We start from the raw sequence: 13,883 nt of genomic DNA, 5'->3' as shown, positions 1-13,883 counted from the left end.
CCGGAAAGCTCCGCGATGAACAGGAACTATCTTTTTCTCTTTCTGTTCAGCGTGCTGATGACTTTCAGCGGACTGGCGAGCCTTCCACCCGTCGACCGGGACGAATCCCGTTTTGTCCAGGCCACCAAGCAGATGGTCGAAACGTCCGACTATGTCGACATCCGTTTTCAGGATGCCTCGCGCTACAAGAAGCCGATCGGCATCTACTGGCTGCAATCGGCGGCCGTGGCGCTGAGCGGCGAGGGGGCGGCGGCGCCGATCTGGGTCTACCGCCTCGTCTCCATGCTTGGCATTGCCTTGGCCGTCGTCGGCATTGCCTGGACAGGCACCAAGCTGTTCGGGGCCAATGCCGGTCTCGCCGCCGGCCTGATGATGGCGGCCATCTTCGCCACCGCCTTCGAGGGTCGTGACGCCAAGACCGACGCCATGCTGCTGGCCTGCTGCGTGGCGGCGCAAGGCGCGCTCGCCCAGATCTATCTGGCAGCGCGCCGCAACGAACCGGTAGCCGCCCATCTGCCGTGGATTTTCTGGGCCGCTCAAGGCCTTGGAATCCTCATCAAGGGGCCGGTGGCTCCGCTGTTGTCGGTGCTTACGGTCGCCGCCTTGTTTGCCTTCGAGCGCGACTGGCGCTGGCTCCTGAAGCTGAAGCTTGTGCGCGGTGTCGCCCTGGTGCTGCTCATCGTGCTGCCCTGGGTCGCCCTCATCACCTGGAAGAGCGGCGGCGCCTTCCTCAGTGATGCCGTCGGCAAGGACATGATGGCCAAGGTCGCCTCGGGGGAGGAATCGCACGGTCTGCCGCCCGGTTTCTACATGCTGACCTATTCCTTGTTCATGTGGCCGTTCGGTCTGATCGCGGTCGGCGCCGGGCTGCAGGCCCTCAACCGTCTGCGCGACGATCCCCGGCTGCGTTTCTGCCTCGCCTGGTACATTCCGTTCTGGCTGGTGTTCGAACTGATCCCGACCAAGCTGCCGCACTATGTCTTGCCGGCCTATCCCGGCATGGCGCTGCTGATCGGCTGGCTGCTGACCTTGCCGCCGCAGGAGGCGAATGCGCCGCTCAGGCGCTGGCAGGATTGGTTGTGGTGGTCGACCGCATTCGGTCTTGCCGTGGTCAGCCTTGGCCTGGCGGTGGTCTGCGTGGGAGCGCCGATCTATCTCACCGGCGTCTTCTCCTGGTGGAGCATCCCGGCCGCCGCGGCGGCGCTGGCGGCAGGATATTTCGCTTTTTCGCGACAGCTGCAAGTGCCGCTCTTGCGCATCGGCACAATCGCCGTCTGCGCGGGCATCACCTATGGGCTGTTGTTCGGCGTCATCGCGCCTTCGCTGAAACCGATCTGGCTGAGCCCGGCGATCGAGGCGGCGTTCCAGGCCAACAGGCCTTGCGCCACCACGGTGCTCGCTTCGGCGGAATATCACGAGCCGAGCCTGGTGTTCCTGGTCGGCACCAAGACCGTCCTGACCGATGTCGATGGCGTCGCCAAGCATCTGCTCGGCGATCCTGCCTGCGCCCTGGCTCTGGCGCAGGTCGGCGACGAGCAGAAACTGAATGGGTTGCTGGCGGCGCAAGGCAAGTCGGCGAACCGCGTTGCCGAGGTCGACGGCCTCAACTATTCGTCGGGAGACAAGCTGTCGCTCGGCCTCTATCGTGTAACCCAGTGACGGCTCGCCGATGCCCATGACGGCGACAATGGGGTCGAATTTCCTATGCTGGTGAAATCACGCCCGCCCGTTTCGAGCCTGCTCCTTGGGGTAGGGCGCCGGTCGCTCGACAATTTTCGCGATACGATGCAGATCGCCAAAAGCCGCCTTGCCACCCGCCCGGCCAGATACCCGAACGTTTTGTGGTCGGTCTGGGTGCTGGTCTGGGTTTTGCTGACGGCGGCAGCGTTTGTTCGTCTCGACACCCCGGCCGGAATGCTTCACGGCAAGTGGTCGGCGGGATTTGCCCGGACTGCCGACTTTTTCACCCAGTTCGGCCTGGGTGGCTGGTATCTCATTCCCTCAGTGCTTCTGCTTGTCGCCGCCAACCTGACGGATTGGCGAAGCCTCTCCCGGCGCTCGCTGATGCTGCTCTACAACTGGACCTGCCTGGCTTTTCTGGTGCTGTGCGCCACCGGCCTGTCGGGGATCGCCGTCAATGTGCTGAAATATGCCATTGGCCGGGCTCGCCCCCTCTATTACGAGGACTTTGGCGTGCTGACCCTGCACCCCTTCGCTTTCGATGCGCGCTTCGCCGGCTTTCCGTCCGGCCATGGTACGACGATGGGCGCGGTGTTCGGGGTCGCTTTGCTGTTGTTTCCGCGGCGCTGGTACATCGCCCTGGCGATCACCGCTTGTATCGCCTCGACCCGTATCTTCGTTGGCGCGCACTATCCCAGCGACACCGTCGCCGGCTTCGGCCTTGGCTGCGGCTTCGCGCTCGCCTGCGGGCTGGTCTTTGCCCGGCTCGGCTTTATCTTCCGGCCGATGCCGTCGGGACTGCCGGTCCGCAAGAAGACGTTTCGACTGATTGCACCGACAAGGAAGGCTGCCTGGGCATTCGAAGTTCAGTTGCCGTCCAGTCCGCCATAGGATCTGACCAGGCCGGCCATGCCGGGCGACTGGTGGTCTTCGCTTTCCAACCCCTGTGCAACGCCGACGCGATCGGCGACCGGCCGGTTCTGGCTGACCTTCCACTTGCCATGGATTTCGCTGATCTCGATTTCCAGCCCGATAATGCCCTTGATCTGCGACTGGATGAAGGGCTCCGGCGCATCGGTCACCGCCCAGGGCGCGGCGCGGGCGCCTTCCTGGGATATGGTCAGATCGGCGATCTGCTGCGCCAGCCAGTCCTGGTCATCCATCACCTTGACGGTGCCGCGGACCTGCACGATGGCATAATTCCAGGTTGGCACCACCTTCCCGGTCTCGCGCTTGGTCTCGTACCAGGACGGCGTCACATAGGCATCGCTGCCCTGGAAGACGATCAGCACGGGGGACGCCGGGTTGTCGGCCAACAGGCGCCATTGCGGGTTGGCCCGCGCCAGATGGGCGCGCAGCCTGCCGTTAGGCCCGATTTCCGCGTCGAGCAGGAACGGGACAGCGTTGGCGACCGGCCCATCGGGCCCGTTGGAAACCAACAGGCCCAGCGGATGCGTCCGGATCAGCCCGTGCAGGATTTCCGGCCGCGTTTCCCTGAAATGAGGAGGTTCGTACATCGCCGTCCGTTCTTGCCTTGTTTATCTCAGCCGCTTCGGACGCGGATCCGACAATTCGCCGGCCAGCCGGCGGTCGAGATAGTCGGCGCATTCCTCGAGCAGCAGGTCGGCATCGTTGGCGAAGAAATGGTTGGCGCCGGGCAAGGTCTTTTGCGTGATGGTGATGCCCTTCTGCGTGTGCAGCTTGTCGACCAGACCCTGCACATCCTTCGGCGGCGCCACCTTGTCGGCATCGCCATGGATGATCAGGCCCGATGACGGGCAGGGCGCCAGGAACGAGAAATCATAGGTGTTGGGCTGCGGCGCGATCGAAATGAAGCCTTCGATCTCCGGCCGGCGCATCAGAAGCTGCATGCCGATCCAGGAGCCAAAGGAGTAGCCGGCGACCCAGCAGCTCTTGGAATCGGGATGCAGCGACTGCACCCAGTCCAAAGCGGCGGCGGCGTCCGACAGTTCGCCGGTGCCATGGTCGAACTCGCCCTGGCTGCGGCCGATGCCGCGGAAATTGAAGCGAAGCGTGGTGAAATCCCGCTTCTGGAACATGTAGAAGAGGTCGTAGACGATCTTGTTGTTCATCGTGCCGCCGAATTGCGGGTGCGGGTGCAGGACGATGGCAATCGGCGCGCTCTTTTCCTTGGAAGGCTGATAGCGACCCTCCAGGCGGCCGGCAGGACCGGTGAAAATGACCTCAGGCATAAAATACTCCACTTGGTAATACGAACGCGCGGTGCCTGGAACGTTTCCTCTGGCCTTGACGCAGGGCGAGCGTCTTCTTAGAAGCTAGTTTAGAATTGTTCAAAACTGAGTGGCAAGACATCGAGCCCGGCCACCCGCGCCGCAAGCCGCGTAAATAGGACGGCTCGCCTTGGAATTTCAAGGAAATAACGCCATACGACAGCGGAATGGCTTCTGACGGGATTTGACGGACGAAAATGGCCGGAATACGCGCCTATCTCGACTACAATGCCAGTGCGCCGCTGCTTGCCGTGGCCCGCGAGGCTATGGTCGCGGCCCTTGACGTCGCGGCCAATCCGTCATCGGTTCACGTCGAGGGGCGCGCGGCCCGCCGCCTGATCGAGACCGCCAGGCGTGAGGTGGCGGCGCTAGTCAACGCCAAGGCGGAGCATGTCGTGTTCACCTCCGGTGCCACGGAAGCAGCCTCGACGCTGCTGTCACCCGACTGGCAGATGGGGCGCGGCACGGTGCGTATGAGCCGGCTTTACGTGTCGGAGGCCGATCATCCCTGCCTGTTGAACGGCGGACGGTTCCCCGCAGCGCAGGTGACGCGGATCGGCGTCGACGCCAACGGCATCGCCGATCTCGGCGCCTTGGCGTCGGCCCTCGGCGGTCACGACAAGAGCGAAGGCCTGCCGCTGGTCGCCATCCACGCCGCCAACAACGAAACCGGCGTCATCCAGCCGATCCATCGCATCGCCGGGATCGTCAAGGCGGCGGGCGGCATCCTCATAGTCGACGCCGTGCAGGCCGCTGGGCGTGTTCCGATCGATCTATCAGCGGGTTACGCCGATTATCTGATTCTGTCGTCGCACAAGATCGGTGGTCCCAAGGGCGTGGGCGCCATCGTCGCCGCCTCTGACCTGATGATGCCGAAGCCGTTGATCAATGGCGGCGGCCAGGAAAAGGGCCATCGCGGCGGCACCGAAAATCTCGCTGCCATTGCCGGTTTTGGCGCGGCTGCCCACGAGGCCCTGGCCGGATTGCCGGCCACGGATGCGGTGCGCCAGCGCCGCGACGAGATCGAGGCCATCGTCAAATCGCTGGTGCCGGACGCGGAAATCTTCGGAACCGGTGCGCCAAGGCTTGCCAATACGGCATTCTTCGCTATTGCGGGCGTCAAAGCCGAAACCGCGCAGATCGCCTTCGATCTGGCCGGTGTAGCGTTGTCGGCCGGCTCTGCCTGTTCGTCTGGCAAGGTCGGACCGAGCCATGTGCTGAAAGCCATGGGATACGGCGACAGTCTCGGCGCCTTGCGGGTGTCGATCGGACCGGCGACCGGCGCGGAAGACATCGAGCTGTTTCGCGTCGCACTGGCGGGAATTACCGCACGTAGGGCGGATAGAGAACGGGCCGCGTAGCGGTTGGACGAATTTGGGCCTTTCGGCCTGGTAGAGCCGTGCGTTTCATGCTGGCCGGGTGAATTCCCGGTCGAAGCGCACTATATTAAACTTACGCTGCCGCGAGCACCTCTTCGGGGTTCGTTTTTGGCGGTGCCATAGTTTGAAAACTGTCGGGCCTTGACCCCGGCGTGGATGGAGAACGCATATGCCTGCTGTGCAGGACACGATCGATCGGGTCCGAAAGATCGACGTCGACCAATACAAATACGGATTCCAGACCGAAATCGCGATGGACAAGGCCCCCAAGGGCCTCAGCGAAGACATCATCCGTTTCATTTCGGCCAAGAAGGACGAACCGTCCTGGATGCTGGAATGGCGTCTGGAAGCGTATCGCCGCTGGCTGACGCTTGACGAGCCGACCTGGGCGCGCGTCCACTATCCGAAGATCGATTTCCAGGACATCTATTTCTATGCGGCGCCCAAGAGCACGCCCGGCCCGACCTCGCTCAGCGATGTCGATCCCGAACTGTTGAAAGTCTACGAAAAGCTTGGCATTCCGCTGCGGGAGCAGGAAATCCTTGCCGGCGTGCAGAAGACCGACGCCTCGGAGCTCGAGGAAGTCAGCGATAACGTCTACAAATCGGGCCGCGTCGCTGTCGACGCCGTGTTCGATTCCGTCTCCGTCGTCACCACCTTCAAGAAGGAACTGGCGCAGGCCGGCGTCATCTTCTGCTCGATCTCGGAAGCCATCCGCGAGCATCCGGAGCTGGTGAAGAAATATCTTGGTTCGGTCGTGCCGACCTCCGACAATTACTACGCCACGCTGAATTCGGCTGTGTTCACCGACGGCTCGTTCGTCTTCGTGCCCAAGGGCGTGCGCTGCCCGATGGAGCTGTCGACCTATTTCCGCATGAACGAGAAGAACACCGGCCAGTTCGAGCGCACGCTGATCATTGCCGAGGAGGGGGCTTACGTCTCCTATCTCGAGGGCTGCACGGCGCCGCAACGCGACGAGAACCAGTTGCACGCGGCGGTCGTCGAACTGGTAGCGCTCGACGATGCCGAGATCAAATATTCCACGGTGCAGAACTGGTACCCCGGCGACGCCGAGGGCAAGGGCGGCATCTACAACTTCGTCACTAAGCGCGGCGACTGCCGTGGCGACCGCTCGAAGATTTCGTGGACGCAGGTCGAGACCGGTTCGGCGATCACCTGGAAATATCCGAGCTGCATCCTGCGCGGTGACGATTCCCAAGGTGAGTTCTATTCGATCGCCGTGTCGAACGGCTACCAGCAGGTCGACAGCGGCACCAAGATGATCCATCTCGGCAAGAACACGTCGAGCCGCATCATCTCCAAGGGCATCGCCGCCGGCTTCTCGCAGAACACCTATCGCGGCCAGGTCTCGGCGCACCGCAAGGCGACCAACGCCCGCAACTTCACCAACTGCGACAGTCTGCTGATCGGCGACCAGTGCGGCGCGCACACCGTGCCCTACATGGAAGCCAAGAACTCGACGGCGCAGTTCGAGCACGAAGCGACGACGTCGAAGATTTCCGAGGACCAGAAATTCTATGTCATGCAGCGCGGTATCCCTGAAGAGGAAGCGATCGCGCTGATCGTCAACGGCTTCGTCAAGGACGTCATCCAGCAGCTGCCGATGGAGTTCGCGGTCGAGGCGCAGAAGCTGATCGGGATTAGCCTTGAGGGCTCGGTCGGCTGACCGGATATATATTCAGGAAACGAAAAAATGCTTGAAATCAGAAATTTGCACGCCCGCATCGTCGACGATGGCACCGAAATCATCCGCGGCCTGAACCTGACGGTGAAAGCCGGCGAGGTCGCCGCGATCATGGGGCCGAACGGTTCGGGAAAATCGACGCTGTCCTACATCCTCGCCGGCCGCGAGGACTATGAGGTGACCGAAGGCGACATCCTCTACAACGGCCAGTCGATCCTCGAAATGGATCCGGCCGAGCGCGCCACGTCAGGCATTTTCCTCGCCTTCCAGTATCCGATGGAGATACCGGGCGTCGCCACCATGGAATTCCTGAAGGTGGCGATGAACGAGCAGCGCAAGGCGCGTGGCGAGGAGCCGCTGAAGATCCCGGAATTTTTGAAGCGCGTGAAGGAAGCCGCCGCCTCGCTCAGCATGGATATGGCGATGCTCAAGCGGCCGCTCAATGTCGGCTTCTCCGGTGGCGAGAAGAAGCGGGCGGAGATCCTGCAGATGAAGCTGCTGGAGCCGAAACTGTGCGTGCTCGACGAGACCGATTCCGGCCTCGACATCGATGCGCTGAAGATCGTGTCCGACGGCGTCAACGCGCTGCGCGCGCCGGACCGGGCGTTCCTGGTCATCACCCACTACCAGCGCCTGCTTGAGCACATCGTGCCCGACACCGTGCACGTGCTCTACAAGGGTCAGGTCATCAAGTCAGGCGATAAGTCGCTGGCGCTCGACCTGGAAGCCAATGGCTATGCCGGCGTGATCGGCGAAGCAGCGTGAGATGCCAGAGGGCAGTTTGATGAATATGCACGCACAACCGCAGCGGACACCGGCCGAAACAGCGTTGATCGACGCCTTCGGCGACCGGTTGTCGCTGCTGCCGGGCGACGGCGCGGTGATGCTGAAGCGCGACGACGCCATCGAGACGATCAAGCACGGCCTGCCGACGCGGCGTGTCGAATCCTGGCACTACACCGACCTGCGCCGGTTGCTGAATACCGTGCCGGACTTCGACCCGGCCGCCATGGCCAAAGCCATCGCCCCGATCGTCGACAGTTCCACCGTGGTGTCGATCCTGAATGGCAAGTCCGACGCCAAAGTGCCGGTTCTTGAAGGCGTCTCTTTCCAGCGCCTGTCGGAAAAGCTGGTCGACGGCAGCGCAGCACCTGGGCTCGACCCCTATGGCAGCGACGATGCCATTGGCGCGCTGAACACGGCTTTTGTCGCCGACGGGTATTTTGTCGACATCGCCGATGGTGTGGAACTTGAAAAGCCGGTCGAGCTGCAGAACCTGCAGGCCGGCGGCCAGACCCATGTGCGCCTGGCCGTTCGCGTCGGCGCCGGCGCCAAGGCCGTTATTGTCGAACGGCAGACGGGTGATGGCGCTGCCTTGGGCAGCTCGGTCAGCCAGATCGTGCTCGACGAGGGCGCCGAGGTGACGTGGCTGATCGTCCAGGAGCAGCCGGAAACAGCGACGCATCTGGCGCAGTTCAAGGCCCATATCGGCAAGAATGCGAAACTGACGCTGTTCGTCATGAATGCCGGCGGCAAGCTCGTGCGCCAGGAGATCATGGTCAGGACGACTGGCGAAGGCGCCGATTTCAAGCTTCGCGGCATCAACCTCCTGGCCGGCGACACCCACACCGACGTGACCATGGTTCTCGACCATGCCGTGCCGCACACGACCTCGACGGAGATCATCCGCAATGTGGTGACGGGCAAGGCGCGCGGTGTGTTCCAGGGCCGCATCAACGTCCATCAATATGCGCAGAAGACCAACGCCAAGATGGCCTGCAACACGCTGTTGCTGTCGGACGATGGCGAGTTCTCGACCAAGCCCGAGCTTGAAATCTTCGCCGACGACGTGATTTGCGGCCACGGCGCGACGGTCACCGAAATCGACCACAACCATCTGTTCTACCTGATGGCGCGTGGCGTCGACGAGAAAAGCGCACGGGGGTTGCTGGTGAAGGCCTTCGTCGCGGAGGTGATCGAGGAACTTGACGACGAGGCGATCGTCGAAGCGCTGGAAGCGCGGCTCGACGGCTGGTTCGCGGCACACGGGTGATCTGATGAACGCACCGGGCAAGATCGGAGATTTCTACGACGTCGAAGCGATCCGCCGCGATTTCCCGATCCTGTCGCGGGAAGTCTATGGCAAGCCGCTGGTCTATCTCGACAATGGCGCCTCGGCACAGAAGCCGCAGGCGGTGCTGGACACAATCCAGCATGCCTATTCCCAGGAATACGCCAACGTCCACCGCGGCCTGCATTTTCTGTCGAACGCCGCGACCGACGCCTACGAAAAGGCCCGAGAGACGGTGCGCCGCTTCCTAAACGCGCCGAGCACCGACAACATCATCTTCACCTCGAACACGACTTCGGCCATCAACACGGTCGCCTATGGCTATGGCATGCCCAACATCGGCGAGGGCGACGAGATCGTGCTGTCGATCATGGAGCACCACTCCAACATCGTCCCGTGGCATTTCATCCGCGAGCGGCAGGGCGCCAAACTGGTCTGGGTGCCGGTCGACGATCTCGGCGTTTTCCACATCGAGGAATTCGAGAAGCGGCTGACCGAGCGCACCAAACTGGTCGCCATCACGCAGATGTCGAATGCGCTGGGCACGGTGACGCCGATCAAGGAGATCGTGCGCATTGCGCATGCGCGCGGAATTCCGGTGCTGGTCGACGGCAGTCAGAGCGCCGTGCATATGCCTATCGACGTGCAGGATCTCGACTGCGACTTTTTCGTCTTCACCGGGCACAAGGTTTATGGCCCGTCGGGCATCGGCGTGCTCTACGGCAAGAAGGACATTCTCGCTGGCATGCGGCCCTTCATGGGCGGCGGCGAGATGATCGAGGAGGTGACGGAAGACATCGTCACCTACAACGAGCCGCCGCACCGTTTCGAAGCCGGCACCCCGCCGATCGTCCAGGCGATCGGGCTGGGTGCCGCGCTCGACTATATGGAAACGATCGGCCGCGAGCGCATTGCAGCCCATGAGGAAGACCTCAAGAACTACGCGCATGAGCGGCTGCGCTCCATCAATTCGCTGCGCATCTTCGGTGATGCGCCCGGCAAGGGCGCCATCATCTCGTTCGAACTGCAAGGCATTCATGCGCATGACGTGTCGATGGTGATAGACAGGCAGGGCGTTGCTGTCCGCGCCGGCACCCATTGCGCCCAGCCGCTGTTGAAACGGTTCGGCGTAACCTCCACATGCAGGGCATCGTTCGGCATGTATAATACCAGGGCCGAAGTCGACGCTTTGGCCGAGGCGCTTGAAAAAGCGCGCAAATTCTTCGGATGACGAGTTTTTTGGGTGACGACCATGGATGATGCAAGCATCGCTGCCGAGACCACTCCGGAAACCGCGCCCAATGCGCTGGTTTCGGGATCGGCCATCCCCGCCGACGAGCTGGCGCGGCTGACCGACGACATCGTCTCGGCGCTGAAGACCGTCTACGATCCGGAAATCCCGGCCGATATCTACGAGCTCGGCCTCATCTACAAGATCGACATCGAGGACGACCGCTCGGTCAAGATCGACATGACGCTGACCGCTCCGGGCTGCCCTGTCGCCGGCGAAATGCCCGGCTGGGTGGAGAATGCCGTCGGCGCCGTCGAAGGCGTGTCCGGCGTCGAGGTCAACATGACTTTCGACCCGCCATGGTCGGCTGACCGCATGTCGGAAGAGGCGCAGGTGGCGGTGGGTTGGTATTGACCTTAGTCCACGCCATGAGCGCTGGCGTATGACTTCACAGTGGCGAAGAAGCTCTCAAAGCTTGTCTCCGCGCCTACAGACGGTATCCACATGGATCCAGTTTGAAATTTGTTTAATTTTGCGGCCTTGGTCAGAGAGAGGTCTTTCCAACTGGATTCCTCGATTCTCACCTCGACTACAGAGAATTGATATCGACCACGAAAAGAAATGGGCACTTCCGACATGCTAGTCACAGCTGACCAAGGGACAAATTGAGGAGCGATCTCATTGCACTGGAAGCCGTTTGGTCCAATGGTTACTGCACGATACCGCCCTCTTAGTAATCTCACGGTTGAATGCAGAGAAACTGAAGCCAGGAAAAAGACGAGAATACCGGTTCCCACTCTGATTGGCATGGGCTTATCCGTTTGAAACAATGCTCCAAGCCCCAGGAACATTGCGATGGCTAACAGTACGAGCATACGAGGCATAACTCGTTCGGGGTTCTCGGTGAAAACAATCACCTGATTTGTATCTGTCATTGACGGCATGCTCAGCTCGATTCCTTGACAGTCGGATGTGCTTCCGGGCGCTCGATTTGCGTTCCGCTCTTGTCATTTATCATTGTTTCAACCATCTATGTGAAGTCCGACAAGCCTTGAACTTGAACGGGTTGGAGAAAAAGAATGGGACGCTTCGCCGTCATCACGATGACCGAAAAGGCCGCCGACCGGGTGCGCGAGATCGTTGCCACCCGCGACAGCGCGCACGGCATCCGCCTCGGTATCAAGAAGGGCGGCTGCGCCGGCATGGAATATACGGTCGATCTGGTGACCGAGCCCAATACCAAGGACGACCATATCGAGCGCGACGGCGCCCATGTCTATGTCGCGCCTGAAGCCGCACTTTTCCTGTTCGGCACCGAGATGGATTTCGAGCAGACGACGCTGCGCACCGGCTTCACCTTCCACAATCCGAACCAGAGTTCGGCCTGCGGCTGCGGCGAATCCGTCGAACTGAAGCCGGCCGACCTGAAGGCGCTGGCAGAGGCACGCGCTTCCTGAGTTTTTCCTTCGCCCCGTTTACGGGGAGAAGGTGTCACGAAGTGACGGATGAGGGGCAGCGCCGGCCTCTCCAAAGTTAGCGCCGCTCCTCATCTGCCGGCGTTCGTCGTTCGAAGGCCAAGCAATTGGCTTTTCGTCCGCTGCGCGGATCATTCCTCACCTCCCCGTAAACGGCGCGAAGAAATTCACTCCACCCACATGCCTGTCCGCTTGTGCCAGTTGGCGATCGATTCCTCGGGATAGACGTCGAAGACCTTGTCATGCTTGCCAACCACCGGCTCGACCCAGTTCGCCTTGTATTTCAGCATGAGGTGCACCCGACTCGGCGGAATGGGTAAATCGCTGTCGATCGCCGAGGCGAAGGGATGCACCAGCTCCGGCCATGTCGGGTCGTAGAGCCAAAGGGCTGAGCCGCATTTCTTGCAGAAATTGCGCTCGCCGGTTGAGATTTCGCAATGCGGATGCTCGTCGTCCTCGATCTCCGCCCGAAAGACGCCGAGGCTGCGCTTGCCCCTGATGTTCAGTGTTTCGTTGTCGGCACCGAGATTGATGGCAAACCCCCCGCCGCCCTGCTGCTTGCGGCAGATCGAGCAGTAGCACAGCATGAATGGCGCCGGCGTGTGGCTCTCCACCTCGAAACGGACGGCATTGCAGCGGCAGGAGCCTTTGAGCAGAACGGGCATAGCGGGAAACTCCGATCGACCTCACACAACCTGTCAGCATGATTTTGGTTGCGCGATGACAAGGCCAAACGCCGGTGACATGATCGCGGCATGGACAATGAACGCATCGCCGAACTGTTCGAGGGCCTCGGCCCTGTCAGCATCCGAAAACTGTTCGGCGGCAAGGGCATCTATTTCGACGGTGTCATCGTCGCCATCGTGCTGCGTGGCGAATTGCTGTTGAAGGCCGACGAGCAAAGCGTGCCCGAGTTCGAGGCCGCCGGCTGCACGCAATGGACCTATACCGGCTCGCGCCACGGCAAGCTGGTCGCCATGCCCTACTGGAGCGTTCCAGACAGCGCTTTCGATGATCCCGACGAGATGACGGTGTGGGCACGGCGGGCGTATGAGGCGGGGCGTCGGGCGGGGAAGTAGATTCCCGCAAGCGCGAGGCCACCCCCTCATCCGTCCGCTTCGCGGCCACCTTCTCCCCGAGGGGAGAAGAGGTCGACGTCGGCGCTGCAAGCTCCTCTCCCCTCGGGGAGAGGTCGGATTGCCCCGAACTGTTCTTTGCAATTCGGTCTTGGGAATCCGGGTGAGGGGGAACCTTCGCTGCGTGACCCTAAAGCGCCTTCGCAATCCTCGCCGCCAGCCGCGCATTATTCTCGACCAGCGCGATGTTCGTCTTCAGGCTCTTGCCGCCGGTCAGTTCGAGGATTTTGGACAGCAGGAAGGGTGTCACCGCCTTGCCGGTCACGTTGAGCGCCTCGGCGGCCTTCTGCGCGGCCTCGATATAGCCGGCCATCTCCTCTGCCGGGATTTCATGGTTTTCCGGCACAGGATTGGCAATCAGCATGCCGCCGGCGAGCCCCAGCGCTGCCCTCGTCTGGTAGAAATGCGCGATCTCTTCCGGCTCGTGCAAGGTCAGCGGCGCGCGGAACGGCGAATGCCTGGACCAGAAGGCTGGCATCGTCTCGCAGCCAAGGCCGACCACCGGCACGCCGCGCGTCTCCAGCACTTCCAGCGTCTTTTCGATGTCGAGAATGGCCTTGGCGCCGGCCGAGACGACGATGACCGGCGTGCGCGCCAGCTCGTCGAGATCGGCGGAAATATCAAAACTCTTTTCGGCGCCCTTGTGCACGCCGCCGATGCCGCCGGTGGCGAACACTTTTATGCCGACCATATGCGCCGCGATCATCGTGGCGGCGACCGTGGTGCCACCGGTGCGCCCTTGCGCCACGGCAAAACCGAGATCGGCGCGCGACAGCTTCATGGCGTCGCCCGTCATCGCCAGCGATTCGCGCTCGCCGTCCGAAAGCCCGATCTTGATGCGGCCGCCAACCACGGCGATCGTCGCCGGCACGGCGCCGCCATCGGTGATGATCTTTTCCACGTCGGCCGCCATGGCGCCATTGTCGGGGTAGGGCATGCCATGGGTGATGATGG

15 protein-coding genes are annotated in these 13,883 nt (G+C 62.0%); 10 read left to right on the top strand and 5 right to left on the bottom strand.

The genetic code is table 11. The annotated features are described in order from the left end of the window. Positions 1-15: 15 nt before the first annotated feature. Both EN749_RS17500 and EN749_RS17495 read left to right on the top strand, forming a co-directional pair. Positions 16-1,659 (top strand): glycosyltransferase family 39 protein, encoded by a 1,644-nt coding sequence (locus tag EN749_RS17500; RefSeq protein ID WP_128363605.1) that lies wholly within the window; start codon positions 16-18, stop codon positions 1,657-1,659. Positions 1,660-1,704: 45 nt separating this feature from the next. Beyond that, positions 1,705-2,571, top strand: a complete 867-nt coding sequence (locus EN749_RS17495; RefSeq protein WP_128363604.1) for a phosphatase PAP2 family protein — start codon at positions 1,705-1,707, stop codon at positions 2,569-2,571. Here the strand turns inward: EN749_RS17495 and EN749_RS17490 are convergent. Then, a complete protein-coding gene (locus EN749_RS17490) occupies positions 2,547-3,197 on the bottom strand; it encodes an FMN-binding negative transcriptional regulator (RefSeq protein WP_128363603.1) in 651 nt (216 codons plus the stop codon). The two genes, EN749_RS17495 and EN749_RS17490, sit on opposite strands and share 25 nt — an antisense overlap. 21 nt (positions 3,198-3,218) lie before the next feature. Continuing rightward, a complete protein-coding gene (locus EN749_RS17485; protein ID WP_023669128.1) occupies positions 3,219-3,893 on the bottom strand; it encodes an alpha/beta hydrolase in 675 nt (224 codons plus the stop codon). Between the two features lie 236 nt (positions 3,894-4,129). Here EN749_RS17485 and EN749_RS17480 point away from each other — a divergent pair, with 236 nt between their 5' ends. The 6 genes from EN749_RS17480 to EN749_RS17455 all read left to right on the top strand — a co-directional run bounded on the left by EN749_RS17480 (position 4,130) and on the right by EN749_RS17455 (position 10,732). Continuing rightward, positions 4,130-5,293, top strand: coding sequence for a cysteine desulfurase family protein (locus tag EN749_RS17480; protein WP_128363602.1), 1,164 nt, complete (start codon positions 4,130-4,132; stop codon positions 5,291-5,293). Positions 5,294-5,480: 187 nt separating this feature from the next. After that, positions 5,481-6,998 carry a Fe-S cluster assembly protein SufB gene (gene sufB / locus EN749_RS17475; RefSeq protein ID WP_127319478.1) on the top strand — a complete coding sequence of 506 codons (1,518 nt, stop codon included), beginning with the start codon at positions 5,481-5,483 and terminating at the stop codon, positions 6,996-6,998. Between the two features lie 27 nt (positions 6,999-7,025). Further along, entirely contained in the window at positions 7,026-7,781 is a 756-nt protein-coding gene (gene sufC / locus EN749_RS17470) for a Fe-S cluster assembly ATPase SufC (protein ID WP_023810312.1), read from the top strand. A gap of 19 nt (positions 7,782-7,800) precedes the next feature. Further along, the gene (gene sufD, locus EN749_RS17465) at positions 7,801-9,069 is read left to right on the top strand and encodes a Fe-S cluster assembly protein SufD (RefSeq protein WP_127396622.1); all 1,269 of its coding nucleotides are present in this window, start codon (positions 7,801-7,803) and stop codon (positions 9,067-9,069) included. 4 nt (positions 9,070-9,073) lie between these two features. Further along, positions 9,074-10,318, top strand: coding sequence for a cysteine desulfurase (locus EN749_RS17460; protein ID WP_128289735.1), 1,245 nt, complete (start codon positions 9,074-9,076; stop codon positions 10,316-10,318). A 21-nt stretch (positions 10,319-10,339) separates the two neighbouring features. After that, entirely contained in the window at positions 10,340-10,732 is a 393-nt protein-coding gene (locus tag EN749_RS17455) for an SUF system Fe-S cluster assembly protein (RefSeq protein ID WP_127329623.1), read from the top strand. Positions 10,733-10,734: 2 nt separating this feature from the next. Here the strand turns inward: EN749_RS17455 and EN749_RS17450 are convergent, their stop codons facing one another. Beyond that, the gene (locus EN749_RS17450) at positions 10,735-11,253 is read right to left on the bottom strand and encodes a hypothetical protein (RefSeq protein ID WP_127381281.1); all 519 of its coding nucleotides are present in this window, start codon (positions 11,251-11,253) and stop codon (positions 10,735-10,737) included. Between the two features lie 144 nt (positions 11,254-11,397). Here EN749_RS17450 and sufA point away from each other — a divergent pair, with 144 nt between their 5' ends. Beyond that, on the top strand, positions 11,398-11,775 hold the full coding sequence (gene sufA, locus EN749_RS17445; protein WP_128289732.1) for a Fe-S cluster assembly scaffold SufA: 378 nt from the start codon (positions 11,398-11,400) through the stop codon (positions 11,773-11,775). Between the two features lie 185 nt (positions 11,776-11,960). Here the strand turns inward: sufA and EN749_RS17440 are convergent, their stop codons facing one another. Next, a complete protein-coding gene (locus EN749_RS17440; protein WP_128363601.1) occupies positions 11,961-12,458 on the bottom strand; it encodes a GFA family protein in 498 nt (165 codons plus the stop codon). Between the two features lie 90 nt (positions 12,459-12,548). On the opposite strand from EN749_RS17440, the gene EN749_RS17435 reads away from it, so the two are divergent. Then, positions 12,549-12,872: a TfoX/Sxy family protein gene (locus tag EN749_RS17435; RefSeq protein WP_127810659.1), complete on the top strand. Its 324-nt coding sequence runs from the start codon at positions 12,549-12,551 to the stop codon at positions 12,870-12,872. Positions 12,873-13,059: 187 nt separating this feature from the next. On the opposite strand, the gene EN749_RS17430 is transcribed toward EN749_RS17435, so the two are convergent. After that, on the bottom strand, positions 13,060-13,883 hold an 824-nt coding region (locus EN749_RS17430), incomplete at its 5' end, for a pseudouridine-5'-phosphate glycosidase (RefSeq protein ID WP_145990934.1).

Source organism: Mesorhizobium sp. M7A.F.Ca.ET.027.02.1.1 (assembly GCF_004022985.1).
GTDB lineage: Bacteria > Pseudomonadota > Alphaproteobacteria > Rhizobiales > Rhizobiaceae > Mesorhizobium.
The sequence above is the reverse complement of the archived record's forward strand: the minus strand, read 5'-3'. Positions and strand labels throughout refer to the sequence as shown.

What these genes read in the sequence shown, in the direction of transcription:
- EN749_RS17460 (WP_128289735.1), top strand. Translation starts at nt 9,074, where the DNA reads ATGAACGCACCGGGCAAGATCGGAGATTTCTACGACGTCGAAGCGATC.
- EN749_RS17500 (WP_128363605.1), top strand. Translation starts at nt 16, where the DNA reads ATGAACAGGAACTATCTTTTTCTCTTTCTGTTCAGCGTGCTGATGACT.
- sufA (WP_128289732.1), top strand. Translation starts at nt 11,398, where the DNA reads ATGGGACGCTTCGCCGTCATCACGATGACCGAAAAGGCCGCCGACCGG.
- sufC (WP_023810312.1), top strand. Translation starts at nt 7,026, where the DNA reads ATGCTTGAAATCAGAAATTTGCACGCCCGCATCGTCGACGATGGCACC.
- EN749_RS17490 (WP_128363603.1), bottom strand. Translation starts at nt 3,197, where the DNA reads ATGTACGAACCTCCTCATTTCAGGGAAACGCGGCCGGAAATCCTGCAC.
- EN749_RS17480 (WP_128363602.1), top strand. Translation starts at nt 4,130, where the DNA reads ATGGCCGGAATACGCGCCTATCTCGACTACAATGCCAGTGCGCCGCTG.
- EN749_RS17455 (WP_127329623.1), top strand. Translation starts at nt 10,340, where the DNA reads ATGGATGATGCAAGCATCGCTGCCGAGACCACTCCGGAAACCGCGCCC.
- EN749_RS17450 (WP_127381281.1), bottom strand. Translation starts at nt 11,253, where the DNA reads ATGACAGATACAAATCAGGTGATTGTTTTCACCGAGAACCCCGAACGA.
- EN749_RS17440 (WP_128363601.1), bottom strand. Translation starts at nt 12,458, where the DNA reads ATGCCCGTTCTGCTCAAAGGCTCCTGCCGCTGCAATGCCGTCCGTTTC.
- sufD (WP_127396622.1), top strand. Translation starts at nt 7,801, where the DNA reads ATGAATATGCACGCACAACCGCAGCGGACACCGGCCGAAACAGCGTTG.
- EN749_RS17495 (WP_128363604.1), top strand. Translation starts at nt 1,705, where the DNA reads ATGCTGGTGAAATCACGCCCGCCCGTTTCGAGCCTGCTCCTTGGGGTA.
- EN749_RS17485 (WP_023669128.1), bottom strand. Translation starts at nt 3,893, where the DNA reads ATGCCTGAGGTCATTTTCACCGGTCCTGCCGGCCGCCTGGAGGGTCGC.
- sufB (WP_127319478.1), top strand. Translation starts at nt 5,481, where the DNA reads ATGCCTGCTGTGCAGGACACGATCGATCGGGTCCGAAAGATCGACGTC.
- EN749_RS17435 (WP_127810659.1), top strand. Translation starts at nt 12,549, where the DNA reads ATGGACAATGAACGCATCGCCGAACTGTTCGAGGGCCTCGGCCCTGTC.